The organism is Lysinibacillus antri (assembly GCF_003977595.1).
In the GTDB taxonomy this organism is placed as follows: Bacteria; Bacillota; Bacilli; order Bacillales_A; family Planococcaceae; genus Ureibacillus; species Ureibacillus antri.
This window is the reverse complement of record NZ_RYYR01000004.1, coordinates 83,088-96,845: the sequence shown is the minus strand read 5'-3', so window position 1 is coordinate 96,845 and position 13,758 is coordinate 83,088. Positions and strand designations below refer to the sequence as shown.

The window sequence follows — 13,758 nt, the reverse complement described above, 5'->3', positions numbered from 1 at the left end:
CATCCATTTCTCGCTTTTAAAAAGCGAAAATGGATGTCTTTTTTTGGAGCTGTTTCAATTTTTGAAAACTATGAGAATACCACAATCTTACGGGCGATTGATTCTGTTAAACGAGATGCTACCTTTGGAACAGCCCATTTAATAATCGGTGTTAACATCGCACCCGATAATCCGCCTGCATTCACTTCTACCGTACAAGTCATCGTTGTTTTACCGTTAACTTCTTCCGCAGTAAATTGGCCACTTCCTGTAAAATTATCGGATAAACCTTTTAATTCGAACTTAATATTGGAAGGTTCATTCCATTCAATAATATCTACCTGTGCTTGTACTGTTTTTTTAATCCCTTTTACATTACCTTCAAATGTCCAAATCGATTGCTTGTCATTAATAATTTTATGTTCTTTATAGGCTGGTACCGCCGTTGCCCATTTTTCAAGATCACTGACATAATCCCAAACTACTTGTACATCTACTGGAATTTCTACTGTATGTGTTCCTGTTGCCATGATGATCCCCACTTTCACTACGTATAAATTGTAAATTATATGTCTACAAAACAATTATTACACAAAAAGTAGAAATTTACATCATTAAATATACGTAGTAATGCTAAACGGAAGCTCGTAAAAAATTCGTTCATTATATTAAATTTCCGCATCTCGCTATAAAGAACAAAAAGCGAACACATCTATTAAGGACTCCATATCAAAATCTATACTTAACAGCACATTCTACTTCAGGTAGACGTTTTGCGCGGGAGTCGCCATTCCGTTCCATGTGCTTACAGTTTGATTATTTTCATTTAAATCCCAAATATCTCTCAATCAGGACCCTACTAAATATTAGAAGTTTTCTTAAAGATAGAGTGGTATAATCCAACTTTAGTTGGCGCGGCCTACCACTGTAAGCCGCGTACTATATCTAGAAACTTTTGATGATATTCACTAATGTGAGCGGACCTTTCACAAGCACAAAGACAAGTCGTAGAGACGACTACAAGTTGGCTCTGCGACTTGTGTGCTAAGTCCGCTCACAAAGCAACTCTTAACAAAATATTTATCAGTAACTTCCAATGCGTTATCCATCTATCTAAAATTTATTATTTCTTTAAAAATAAAAAAAACGGACTGGCATTATGCGAAATTTACCAGTCCATGCATGTTTATATGTTATTTGTACATTCTACAATTCAAGTGACTAACTTATGCTTTAAACCATCTCACTTTATTTTTTCACTTCGCCAACTAATCTATGAAATAAATAAAAAATAAGTATCCATTATCTTTCGTAAATTTTCATTAATTCTTGCCCAAGAAATTGTAGTTGTTCACCAACGGAACATTGCTCGATGCAAAAACGGTGTGCACCGGATTTACCACGATCTTTTCGTAATTCTGTTTTTACAGGACAGTCATTACAATAAGTGTCCGTTAGTTCGTCGATATCTTTAATAACAGTACTTTTGTTCACATAACTCCCCCTCTTCACAACGTTTCTCTATTTTACTATTTCCGTTTTTCATTTGTCAAAATGGTTTACCCATTTAGTTCTTCTTATATATTTTATTACAGTAAGATATAATATGGTTTAATTTCATTCAAATATTTCAAAAGTGAGGGATTTTTATGTTAGAAATTTATATTGATGGTGCCAGTGCCGGAAATCCAGGACCAAGTGGCATTGGGATCTTTATTAAAGGTGAGGGGCATTTACTAAAATTTAGCGAATACATAGGTGAAACGAATAATCATATTGCTGAATTTACAGCGCTTTTAAGAGCATTAGAAGAAGCAAAAAAACTTGGTTCAACGCTCGTATCAGTTCGATCTGATTCAAAAATCGTCGTTTCGTCAATCGAAAAACAATACGTAAAAAACGAGGAATTCAAACCATACTTAGAAAAAGCCATAACATTATCTGAACAATTCGATTTATTTTTTATCAAATGGGTTCCAGAAAAAGAAAATAAAGCAGCAGACGCCCTTGCAAGAGAAGCCATACAAAAAGGAAAAAGTAAGTAAATCCGGATCGGCTTGTGCACTTATAATGGAATACATGTTGAAAACAGAAAAAAAATTCCCTCATCAGAAACTCTATTTAATAGAACTCTTAATGAGAGAATTTTTTTATGATGTTTGCTTGGATTGTTCCACTTTAAATAATAAAGCGCCAATCGCACCAGCAAAACCGCTATTTGTTAAAAATATTGGATGATGCTTTTTTAAGATTGTATAATTACCAATCACTTTTTTCAGATGTTCGTTATTCATTAAAGTTGAGCCAATATAGATGATCGACTCAGATTTTCGCTCTTCTGCAAATTGAATACTAAGCGTTGAGATTACTTCGCCAACCAGTCCTTGGATCGTTGCGAGTAAATCTTGATCTTTATGTTTTTTATCTTTTAAAATCGATACATTCCCAAAATTACTTGCCGTTAAATGACCCGAAATGGGCGGCTCCATCCCTTGAAAAATATCTTTTACAAATAAATCAATGGATTCTCTACTACCGTCATGGGCCTTTTTTGTGATTTCATTAAAATCTGAAATACCTGTCATAATTGTCGAAAGACCAGTCAACGTACCACCACCTATACCGGTACCACCAACACGAAAATGTTCTGTATCCTCCATATAATGAATAGATGTCCCTGTACCTATATTGGTAATGATCCCTCTTTTTAGTTGATGGCCCTCTTTTTTTAATAAATAACGAACACCTTTAATCGTCGCTTCAAATTCAACTAAATATTGAATGGATTTCATCGTATTTAACACTTCTAATAATTGTTTTGTACGTCCACCCGTTAAACCAATTTCTTGTATATGCGCATGTTGTTCAATCCAATGTTTTACTTGCGCAAAGTCATTAGATGGAAAAATTTTAAATGCCATCTCATTTTGATCATTTATATACGCAACTTTTGTTAAAGTTCCCCCAGCGTCAATTCCAATTACATTTTGCATAAACTTTCTCCTTTTTTTCTCCCTTTCTAAACTTTAACTTTCTTAGTATAATAGTGCAATTATTATTATTTATTTTGCTAAAAAAGGAGCCCTTCTTTTCGTTCAATCGTTATGAAATTTTAACCTCTTCTTTACTAAATAGATTTCGCCTTTTATATTCTTGTATGATATTATTTTGATATTTTTTTATTAATCGATGTAATTCCTGTTCATACGATTGGATCGGTAGGTCTTTAAAAGAAAATTCAGCTAGATTCTCTTCAGTTTTTAATAAATGTTGCAGTGTCATTACTTCAGTTTTTGGAAACGAACAATTATGTAGTCGATTAATACGCGAAAATTTCTTCAAGCCTGAACGCGTAATTAATACTTTACTATTCACGTCCTGAATAATTTTAGTTAAAAATTGTTTTACTTCATCATTTGGATAAATAATCGTCCGCTGAACAATTTCTTTTTCACCATTCTCTAATTTCTTTTCCTCTTCGTGTATGTCAAAGTTCAACTGTTTTTTTATTATTTTCATTTTATCAATTTCGATATTAGACGATGAAACATTCCCCGCAATATAAGAAATACTTAAATCATACGTATCCTCTAATTGTCGCAGTTCACTAAAGACCATTCCAAATTGACTTGTTTGTTGCTTTTCAATTAATGTTTCCCCTTTTGTTGCTTGAAAAATATGAAACAAACTAACTGCATCTGCTAATGCTCTGTGCTGCGTATCCACTGCGATATTGTACTTATCTAACAGCCCACCTAAACTTGGTTGCTCTTTTATTTGATGCTCAATCATATATTTTTGTTGAAAATCAATAATCGGATATAAAAACTCAACATCAAAATAGTTACGGGCAAATTCTTCCTCTAATACTTTTCGATCGAACTCTCCAAAAGTTATAAATATCGTATCTTTACTACACCATTTTTTAAAGCTCATCATAACTTCCCTAAAGGACTTTGCACCTAATAACTGTTCGGTTGTGATGCCTGTTAGCTTTTGAATATGAGCATTTAATTTCGTAAATCGATACGGTCGGATCAGTTCTGAAAACTTTTCCACTTTTCCATCCGGTAGCCATTTAATAGCACCAATCTCAATTATATATTGTTTTCCACGAATCAATGTCGCTTCAACATCAATGAATATGTAAGTATATTTTTGAACCATCATTTCACCTTAACTTTCTTACAAGGTTTACAAACTTCTAATCTATTGTATCGAATCTTAGCCAAAATAACACGAATATGTTATGAGTAAGAGTTCTCTCCAATGTAATTTTATTATCAGTTTCATACATTCATAGTGTAGATGGAGATTATTTTATCACATTTCGTATAGTTTCTAATTTTAATTTCACATCATTTGAGGTACGATAGTATAGATGTATGTAATGAACGGAGGAACAACAACAATGAACGAAAAAGCACTCCTAAAAGATGCGATGCGTGTATTAAAAGCGACGAGCCGTACGTTTTATATACCGATTACCTTCCTACAAAAAGAATTAAAAACTGCGGTTGCTACTGCCTATTTAATTATGCGGGCAATTGATGAAATAGAAGACAATGAAAATCCTCTTGTAACAAAGGAAATAAAGCATTCTATTCTTTCAGGAGTAAGCACTTTATTAAAGGAAGATGCCTTTAATGAAGAAAAATATTTACAATTAGTTGCCCCAGTAAAAGAGTATATGCCAGAAGTCACGTTGCGCTTAGGTGATTGGATTTCTCTTATACCAAAAGGAGCCGAAAAAATCGTCCATGATGCGGCAAGTGAAATGGCTGAAGGTATGGGGAAATGGGCAAAAGCAGATTTCCAGGTTCATACGAAGGAAGACTTAGACGAATATACATATTATGTTGCCGGTCTTGTAGGGGTCATGTTATCAGAGCTTTGGGAATGGAACGCGGGAGTAAAGACGGATCGTGAGTTAGCAATTGGTTACGGTCGCGGTTTACAATTAGTTAATATTCTTCGTAATCAGGAAGAAGATATGCTCGAACGTGGTGTAAGCTTTGTACCAGATGGTTGGACACGATCTGATTTATTTGCGTATGCGGAAGAAAATCTTGAAAAAGCTGATCTTTATATAGAAGATATTCATAAGCGATCAATTTTACTATTTTGTCGCTTACCACTCGCATTAGCGCACAAAACATTAAAAGCTTTAAAAGAAGGTAAAGAAAAAATGACGCGTGAAGAAGTGGAACAAACTGTAGAAGAAGTGCAGATGGATTAAAATGGGGCTGAGGGGATCTAGATCTAATAAAGTCCTTTTTAATAAAAATAATGGCTTAGAATGTTAAAATACACTCTGTAAATATACTAACAGAATTTCGAAAAAAGTTTGTATAGTGAGAGGACTTAGCACACAAGCCGCAGAGCCAACTTGAAGCTGTCTCTACGACTTGTCTTTGTGCTTGGTGAAAGGTCCTCTCACATAAAATAATCCCAACTAAACTTTCTAGAGTTATTGGCGGCTTACAGTGGTAGGCCGCGCTTTCTTAATTTATTCATACTACCGGTGGGTTGTTTCAATAGACTCCAAAAGCAAAATGTACAATTCAAATTTTGATATACTCCATTGTTCTTTATACATCCTTTTGCAAATACATTTGCCGTTCTTCAAAAGGCACCATTTGGCCACCCGTTGACCATACGAGATGTGTAGCATGATTCATTTTTGACGCTAACCCTTTTTCCTCCAAGTACTGTTTCCCCTGACTAATTAATTGAATTGGTCCAAATACTCCTGCATGCGCAGAAGGTTCCATGAAAATATTTTCCTGCTCATACATTGCTTTTAAACTTCGAAATAGAAAACTATCATCGACTGTATAACATCCACTAATTATTGGCTCCATTAATTTGCCAACAAATTTAGAGGCTCTTCCTACTGCAAGGCCATCTGCTTCCGTACTATTCGTAAAGCCAAAATCTTGTACAGAAACTTCATCATGTAAACCGGTCATCATCCCTAACGTCATACATGGTGACTGAATAGGTTCACCAAAGAATATATGAACATCATTTCCATAAATGGATTTTAGTCCATACGCTACCCCACCAGGTGCACCGCCTACGCCACACGGTAAATACACAAATAATGGGTGATCTTCATCGACCTTTACTTTTGCTCGTTGTAGTTGCTCTTGCAGTCTTAATGCTGCTACTGCATAGCCTGCAAATAAGTCACTCGAGTTTTCATCATCGACAAAATAACACCGCTCATCTTCTTTTGCTTGGTTTCTTCCTTCTAACACCGCTTTCGAATAGTCCGATGTATACTCAATTACCGTAACACCATTTTTCCGAAGCAATTGTTTTTTCCATTCCTTTGCTTCACTCGACATATGGACGATTACTTGAAATCCTAATTTTGCACCCATAATCCCAATACTCAACCCTAAATTTCCCGTAGAGCCAACTGCAATTTTATATTGACTAAAAAATTGTTTGAAGGAATCCTCCGCTAATTTTGAATAATCATCATGAAGTGAAAGTAAACCTTCCCGAATGGCAAGGGTTTCAGCTAACTTCAAAACTTCATATATACCTCCGCGCGCTTTAATTGAACCTGAGATTGGCAAAGAATGATCGCATTTTAAGATCAATTTTCCTGGAATTTTAAATCCACGACGACCTTCAATCAGTTTTTTCATGGCAGGAATCTCTTTTATGTCCGACTCAATGATACCTTGTGATGTTTGCGTTTCAGGAAAAGCTACTTTTATATAGGATGAAAATCGATCCAAGCGAGCTTTTGCTTCCTCTACTTCCGTAAATGAAAAAGGAAAATCCGATTGAAGGTGTTGTTTTCGTTCTGAATTGATCCATAACACCGAATGACACCTTGTCATCTCATGTATTAAAGGAAATTTTATTGTGATTTGACTAATTTTTTCTTCATCTATCATTTATTTTCACCCTGTTTCTTAGCTAAAATTGCTCGTTCACAAATTTGTCGAAAATTCCTTTCAAACAAAAAATCATTTTTTTCTGTACGTTTTTTTGGTCCTTTCGTACGACCTCCCGCCTTCCTAAATTTAGCATTTTCAAATCGAAAAGTGAGCAATTGATCAATATTGTCTGCTGTCATTTCCCTTCCATTTTGATCAATGACATTGGCCCCTTTTGCTAAACACATGGCTGCTAACCCATAATCTTGTGTAATGACAATATCATGCTTTGTAACCGTATTCACAAGCTTGAAATCAACAGAATCCGGACCTTTTGGGACAACAATTGTTATTGCATTCGGTCTTTCAATATTATGTGAAGTATCGCAAAACAAGATGGGTTTAATCTCATATTGAGATGATACAAATAGCGCCAAATCAATAACTGGACATGCATCTGCATCGATTAAAAGTTGTAAAATAGCTCTTCTCCTCCTATCGAAAATCGCTTAAAATTATTATATTAGAAAAATATATTTTCTAACAAATATAACCATTTTTTAGTTTACACCAAAATGTGACCAAAAATCTTTATTGAATTGTTAGAAAAATCATAATACGATACATTCAACAAAACAATTTGGAGGTAACAAAATGACGACACAAGTAATTAACCAAAAATCAGCTGCACAAAACTACATTGATTCAGTATTCGAACAATTAAAACAAAAGAACGGACACCAATCAGAATTCTTACAAGCTGTGGAAGAAATTTTCCTTTCATTAGTACCAGTGTTTGAACAACATCCAGAATATATTGAACACAACATTTTATCACGTATCGTTGAACCAGATCGCATCGTATCTTTCCGAGTAGCTTGGCAAGATGACCAAAACCAAGTTCAAGTAAACCGTGGTTACCGTGTACAATTTAGCAACGTAGTAGGTCCTTACAAAGGTGGGTTACGTTTCCACCCAACAGTAAATGAGTCAATTATGAAATTTTTAGCATTTGAACAAATTTTCAAAAACTCATTAACTGGTCAACCAATCGGCGGTGGTAAAGGCGGTTCTGATTTTAACCCTAAAGGTAAATCAAATTCAGAAATTATGCGTTTCTGCCAAGCATTCATGACAGAATTATACCGTCACATCGGTCCAGATGTCGATGTTCCTGCAGGTGATATCGGTGTTGGTGGAAGAGAAATCGGCTATCTTTATGGACAATACAAACGTATTCGCGGTGCGCACGAAGCGGGTGTTTTAACTGGTAAAACTCCTGGTTTCGGTGGTTCACTTGCTCGTAAAGAAGCAACTGGTTATGGTTTAGTATATTTCGTTGGCGAAATGTTACGTGATGCAGGTGAATCATTCTTAAATAAAACAGTTGTCGTTTCTGGTTCAGGAAACGTAGCAATTTATGCAATCGAAAAATTACAACACTTAGGAGCAAAAGTTGTTTCTTGCTCAGATTCAAATGGTTACATTTACGATCCAGAAGGTATCGATTTAAAAGTTGTAAAAGAAATTAAAGAAGTTAAAGGTGACCGTATTAAAACTTATGTGGATTACCGTCCAAATGCAACTTATACAGAAGGTTGTAACGGTATTTGGTCAATTCCTTGCGATATCGCGTTACCATGTGCAACTCAAAATGAGATTGACGGCGATTCTGCTCGTACATTAGTAGAAAACGGTGTAAAAGTTGTGGCTGAAGGTGCAAACATGCCATCAAACCTTGAAGCAATCAATGTCTTCTTAGATAATAAAGTATTATTCGGACCAGCTAAAGCTGCAAATGCAGGTGGTGTAGCTGTATCTGCTTTAGAAATGGCGCAAAACTCTGGCCGTAACTACTGGTCATTCAATGAAGTGGATGAAAAACTTCATAACATTATGCGATCAATCTTCGCTGAGAGCAAAGAAGCTGCAGAGAAATACGGACAACCAGGAAATCTAGTTGTTGGTTCAAACATTGCAGGTTTCGTAAAAGTTGCAAATGGAATGATTAGTGAAGGCGTATATTAATCAATAAATAAATTCTTCATTTTAAACCGGATTCTTCTTTTAGAATTCGGTTTTCTTTTTTATTAATTTAAATTTTTGAATTTTCTATTTCTTGATTGTATGATACAATTTATTTCGAAACTCGTAATAAAAAAATACAGGGCCACTTAATGAAACACCCCCCTGTAAAAGGAGGATATTAGATTGAAAAGAAATGAAGTGCCTATTGAAGAGACGTGGGATTTGTCTGCCCTATTTCAAAACGAAGATCAATTCGAGGATGCCATTAGTAAAGCGATCAATGAAGCAACCATAATAGAAGAAACATTTAAAGGAAACATTCGCAATTCAACTGTTGCTGCACAAGTGATTGAAGCGTATAAAAATTTAAATGCAAAACTAATTCCCATTGGTAGTTTTGCACAACTTTCAATAAGTGTGGACCAAACAAATGATGATGCACAAATGCGATCGTCCAAGGTTGGGCAAACGTTTGCAAAAATCAGTGCACAATTGTCATTTATCACATCCGAATTATTACAATTAGAAGAATCCATACTCCTAGAAACTAAAAACAAAGCACCACAATTCTCCCTTTACATTGATAAATTAATTCAAAAAAAGCCTTATCAACTTCATCCAGAAGCAGAAAAAGCATTGGCTGCATATGGCACAACGTTTAAAGCACCGTATGAACTGTATAACACAACAAAATTAGTCGATATACAATTTAACAACTTTGAAGTAAATGGAAAAAGCTATCCATTAAGCTATAATTCTTTCGAGGGAGATTGGGAGCTTGAAAGCGATACAGCTATTCGCCGAGCAGCATTTGACGCATTTTCAACTAAATTACATCAATATCAACATACGACGGCCAAAACGTATGACACGCATCTAAAAATAGAAAAAACAAATGCAGATCTACGTGGATTTGATTCTGTATTTGATGCCTTACTTTTTGACCAAGATGTGGACAGAACGCTTTACAATCGCCAAATCGATTTAATAACAAAAGAACTAGCACCACATATGCGACGCTATGCAAAGCTATTGCAACAAGTACACGGGCTAGAAAAGATGACCTTTGCTGATTTAAAAATTTCGTTAGATCCAACGTATGAACCAAAGATTTCAATTGAAGAGTCTAGAAATTATATGAAAGATGGGCTCTCCATTATGGGTGAGGATTATCAAAAAATGCTCGACCGCGCTTTCGATGAACGTTGGATAGATTTTGCACAAAACGATGGAAAATCTACTGGCGCCTTTTGTTCAAGTCCATACGGCTATCATCCTTATGTATTAATATCGTGGACATCTCGAATGAATGAAGTATTCGTACTTGCCCATGAACTAGGTCATGCTGGACATTTCTACTTAGCAAATGCCAAGCAAAATCTTTTTAATGCTCGACCTTCGTTATACTTTATCGAAGCACCTTCTACTATGAATGAAATGTTGATGGCAAATTATTTACTCGCCAATTCCAATGACGCTCGATTTAAACGTTGGGTTATTTCTACTATAGTAGCGCGCACTTACTACCATAACTTTGTAACACATTTACTAGAAGCTGCCTATCAGCGCAAGGTTTATGAACGGATTGATCAAGGCGGTAGCGTAAATGCCTCCATCTTAAACAGTTTAAAACGAACAGTACTTGAAGAGTTTTGGGGCGATACAGTAGAAATAACTGAGGGCGCAGAATTAACTTGGATGCGTCAGCCTCACTATTATATGGGATTATATCCTTATACCTACTCAGCAGGACTTACAATCGCTACACAGGTTTCACAGCGTATTCTTCATGAAGGCGATGTGGCTGTACAGCAATGGTTAACTGTATTAAAAGCTGGTGGTACAAAATCACCTGTAGAACTAGCTAAAATGGCCGGCGTTGATATTACAACCGATCAACCTCTCCGTGACACAATCGACTATATTGGTTCGTTAATTTCTGAATTAGAAGATTTAACAAAGGAACTTGAAGCGGGAAAATAAGAGAAACAGACAATTAGTGATTACGTAACGCTTAGGAAGTCAACTTAAGTTAGAAGCCGCGGCCTACCACTGTAAGCCGCGTACTAAATTATGAAAGATGAGTAACAGTTATTCTATGTGAGCGTACCTTACACAAAGCACTAAGACAAGTCGTAAAGACACGTGGCTTTGCGGCTTGTGTGCTCAAGTCCGCTCACTAAACAATACTTTTAAGAATAAAAGCAGAATTTTATTATCTTATCTGTCTACCTAATCGTGAGCAGTTCACTTATTGGATAGCTTCTTCTTTGTATAGAATTACTTCACTACGCTTAACGGTTGTTGAAAGAGATCTGAAACGCCTGTATCAATTGCTGCACTACCAACTGCTTTTGCTACTGCTGGTGCTACACGCTCATCTAAAGATTTTGGAATAATATAATCTTCATGTAGCTTATCCTCTGTAATTAAGGATGCAATTGCTTCTACAGCGGCTAGCTTCATTGATTCATTAATATCCGTTGCGCGAACATCTAACGCCCCTCTAAAAATACCCGGGAATGCTAAAAGGTTATTTACTTGATTTGGATAATCTGAACGGCCTGTCCCAATCACTCGAACGCCCCACGCTTTTGCATTATCATACGTAATTTCTGGGTTTGGATTCGCTAATGCAAATACGATCGGATCAGTATTCATTGATTTAATATGTTCTTCAGTCAGTAGGTTTGCAACTGATACTCCGATGAAAATATCCGCGCCAACAAGTGCCTCTGATAAATCACCTTTTAAGTTTTCAGGATTTGTTAAATGTGCAATATTGTCTTTAATTGGATTCATCCCTTTTTCACGACCACTATAAATAACACCCGTCGAGTCACACATTACAATATTGTTAAATCCAATTTGTAGTAAAATACGCAATATCGCAATACCTGCTGCCCCTGCACCATTAATAACGATTTTCACAGCTTCTTTTTGTTTGCCTACAATTTTTAAGGCATTTTTTAGACCTGCTGCAACAACAATCGCTGTACCATGTTGGTCATCATGGAAGATTGGAATGTTACATTCTCTTCTTAAACGATCTTCAATTTCAAAACAACGCGGTGCAGAAATATCTTCTAAGTTAATTGCCCCAAAAGTAGGTGCAATTGCCTTTACTGTACGCACAATTTCATCCACATCTTTTGTATCTAAACAAATCGGAACCGCATCTACATTACTAAATCTTTTCAGAAGTAATGCTTTCCCTTCCATTACTGGTAATGCCGCTTCTGGACCAATATCACCTAACCCTAATACAGCCGTACCATCTGTCACTACTGCAACAAGATTGCCCTTCATTGTATATTCGAACACTTTCGAACGATTATTCTCTATTTCAATACAAGGAGCCGCAACTCCAGGTGAATAAGCTAAACTTAAATCATAGGAATCTTCTAATGGAATTTTTGACCTAACTTCTAATTTCCCCTTAAATTCTCCGTGCATCTCAATTGCCTTTTTCATAATATCCATTTTCTACCACCCTTTCTTTATCCAACCAATAACTTATATTTTTGTATCATAGTGCTTTATTATATTAAAGTCAACAGAAAATATTGAAAATTTGCATCAAGAATCTTGATTTTACTGCTTTGCGCAACATTTTTATTAATTGTGCAACTTTTCACAATTCTTTTTTCTCCCCAATTTAATTATATTAGTATAATTATGGGTAGCGCTTACATTTTCCAATCCCTTCTATATAGCTTGTAATTGTGTGAAAAACTACACGTTTTGCTTTATCAGACAAAATATGAATCTTTTCACAAACTTCTTGTCCTCACTAGAGAAAAAGTTTTCAAAAAATTCACTTTTTGAACACAAAAAAGACTAACCCTTTTTTTCTTAAGGTTAGTCTTCAACATTTTATGAAAGTTATGAGCTTAAATTAATTCACATGCTCTACAAGTAGTTGTAAAAATTCATATGGAACATACGTTTTATATTGCTCAAGTAGTTCTGGTGTCTCTTTAAATTGTCTTAATGCTTTATTGTATCCATAGATAGTTGTTCCACGTGTAATGGTAAAGCTAACATTTCCTTTTGATACAATGGCACCTGTCCCAGTAGAATCCACTTTGTAGCCTAACGTTTCTGCGACTAATCGAAGTGGGATCATCATTTCCCCATTTACTTCATAGAAATCTTTTTCTACAATGGCATAGGCTTTTTCAATCGCTGTTGGCTCTTTTTCAAGCACGATGATTTTCGATGGCCCAATTTGCATTGGATAACTCTCTAACACTACTTCATAGAAAATAAGTACATCTTTATCCACGATCGCTTCTTTTTTAAGGGATTTACCAGATAAATCTTCAATGACCGTATCATCTGAAATGTTAATAACCGTATCTTTTTTCTTGTTTAAAAACTTTTCATCAAATTGCTCCAAAGCAACTGTTCCCGCTTCTTCTGTCTGAACAATGATCACTTCAGGTGAATAGCGCGGTGGATAAATTAGAATCATTGGTTTTCTCGCATCTACAAAGGCCGTAAATTTCAACCCTTCTTTTAGCTCTGTCACTTTACCTGTATTATCAAAAATTCTCGTTTCGTCATTAAAGTAAAAACCAAATTCCTCATCTTCATTTTTGATCGTTGCAAAGAAGTTCCCAGTGCTTTCTTCTGTGATTTTTGTAATCGTTCCCGTAACAGAAATAAAGTTTACGTTTCCGACTTCTTTCTCACTCTCTTCTACACTAATTACCTCTACATTTTCTGCTTTCGCAACCGGTGTAAGCATTATACTTCCAACCATTGTTGTCGCAAGTAATAAAGCTGTTGTTTTTTTCATGACTTTCTCTCCTTTCAAAGCTTTACGTAAAATTAGTCGTAAAGTTTT

12 protein-coding genes are annotated in these 13,758 nt (G+C 35.4%); 4 read left to right on the top strand and 8 right to left on the bottom strand.

All coding sequences use genetic code 11. The features are described 5' to 3' along the window. Positions 1–68 precede the first annotated feature (68 nt). Both EK386_RS04225 and EK386_RS04220 read right to left on the bottom strand, forming a co-directional pair. The gene (locus EK386_RS04225) at positions 69–509 is read right to left on the bottom strand and encodes an SRPBCC family protein (RefSeq protein ID WP_126657780.1); all 441 of its coding nucleotides are present in this window, start codon (positions 507–509) and stop codon (positions 69–71) included. 772 nt (positions 510–1,281) lie between these two features. After that, a complete protein-coding gene (locus EK386_RS04220; protein ID WP_126657779.1) occupies positions 1,282–1,473 on the bottom strand; it encodes a zinc-finger domain-containing protein in 192 nt (63 codons plus the stop codon). 155 nt (positions 1,474–1,628) lie between these two features. Here EK386_RS04220 and EK386_RS04215 point away from each other — a divergent pair, with 155 nt between their 5' ends. Beyond that, positions 1,629–2,024 carry a ribonuclease HI family protein gene (locus EK386_RS04215; protein WP_126657778.1) on the top strand — a complete coding sequence of 132 codons (396 nt, stop codon included), beginning with the start codon at positions 1,629–1,631 and terminating at the stop codon, positions 2,022–2,024. Between the two features lie 105 nt (positions 2,025–2,129). On the opposite strand, the gene coaW is transcribed toward EK386_RS04215, so the two are convergent. Together coaW and EK386_RS04205 are read right to left on the bottom strand one after the other, a co-directional pair. Next, on the bottom strand, positions 2,130–2,972 hold the full coding sequence (gene coaW, locus EK386_RS04210; RefSeq protein WP_126657777.1) for a type II pantothenate kinase: 843 nt from the start codon (positions 2,970–2,972) through the stop codon (positions 2,130–2,132). Between the two features lie 109 nt (positions 2,973–3,081). Next, positions 3,082–4,149: a 3'-5' exonuclease gene (locus EK386_RS04205; RefSeq protein ID WP_246027573.1), complete on the bottom strand. Its 1,068-nt coding sequence runs from the start codon at positions 4,147–4,149 to the stop codon at positions 3,082–3,084. Positions 4,150–4,390: 241 nt separating this feature from the next. Between EK386_RS04205 and EK386_RS04200 the strand changes: the two genes are divergently transcribed. After that, entirely contained in the window at positions 4,391–5,218 is an 828-nt protein-coding gene (locus EK386_RS04200) for a squalene/phytoene synthase family protein (protein ID WP_126657775.1), read from the top strand. 352 nt (positions 5,219–5,570) lie between these two features. On the opposite strand, the gene dsdA is transcribed toward EK386_RS04200, so the two are convergent. After that, the gene (gene dsdA, locus EK386_RS04195; RefSeq protein ID WP_126657774.1) at positions 5,571–6,896 is read right to left on the bottom strand and encodes a D-serine ammonia-lyase; all 1,326 of its coding nucleotides are present in this window, start codon (positions 6,894–6,896) and stop codon (positions 5,571–5,573) included. Next, positions 6,893–7,360 (bottom strand): YaiI/YqxD family protein, encoded by a 468-nt coding sequence (locus EK386_RS04190; RefSeq protein ID WP_126657773.1) that lies wholly within the window; start codon positions 7,358–7,360, stop codon positions 6,893–6,895. The genes dsdA and EK386_RS04190 overlap by 4 nt, the downstream gene beginning before the upstream one ends. A 172-nt stretch (positions 7,361–7,532) precedes the next feature. Here EK386_RS04190 and gdhA point away from each other — a divergent pair, with 172 nt between their 5' ends. Together gdhA and pepF are read left to right on the top strand one after the other, a co-directional pair. Next, on the top strand, positions 7,533–8,906 hold the full coding sequence (gene gdhA / locus EK386_RS04185; RefSeq protein ID WP_126657772.1) for an NADP-specific glutamate dehydrogenase: 1,374 nt from the start codon (positions 7,533–7,535) through the stop codon (positions 8,904–8,906). 183 nt (positions 8,907–9,089) lie between these two features. Beyond that, complete coding sequence (pepF, locus tag EK386_RS04180) at positions 9,090–10,889, top strand: oligoendopeptidase F (RefSeq protein ID WP_246027572.1); 1,800 nt, start codon at positions 9,090–9,092, stop codon at positions 10,887–10,889. A 297-nt stretch (positions 10,890–11,186) separates the two neighbouring features. On the opposite strand, the gene EK386_RS04175 is transcribed toward pepF, so the two are convergent. Continuing rightward, positions 11,187–12,389, bottom strand: coding sequence for an NAD(P)-dependent malic enzyme (locus EK386_RS04175; RefSeq protein WP_126657770.1), 1,203 nt, complete (start codon positions 12,387–12,389; stop codon positions 11,187–11,189). Positions 12,390–12,804: 415 nt separating this feature from the next. Beyond that, complete coding sequence (locus EK386_RS04170) at positions 12,805–13,710, bottom strand: stalk domain-containing protein (RefSeq protein ID WP_126657769.1); 906 nt, start codon at positions 13,708–13,710, stop codon at positions 12,805–12,807. Between the last annotated feature and the right edge of the window lie 48 nt (positions 13,711–13,758).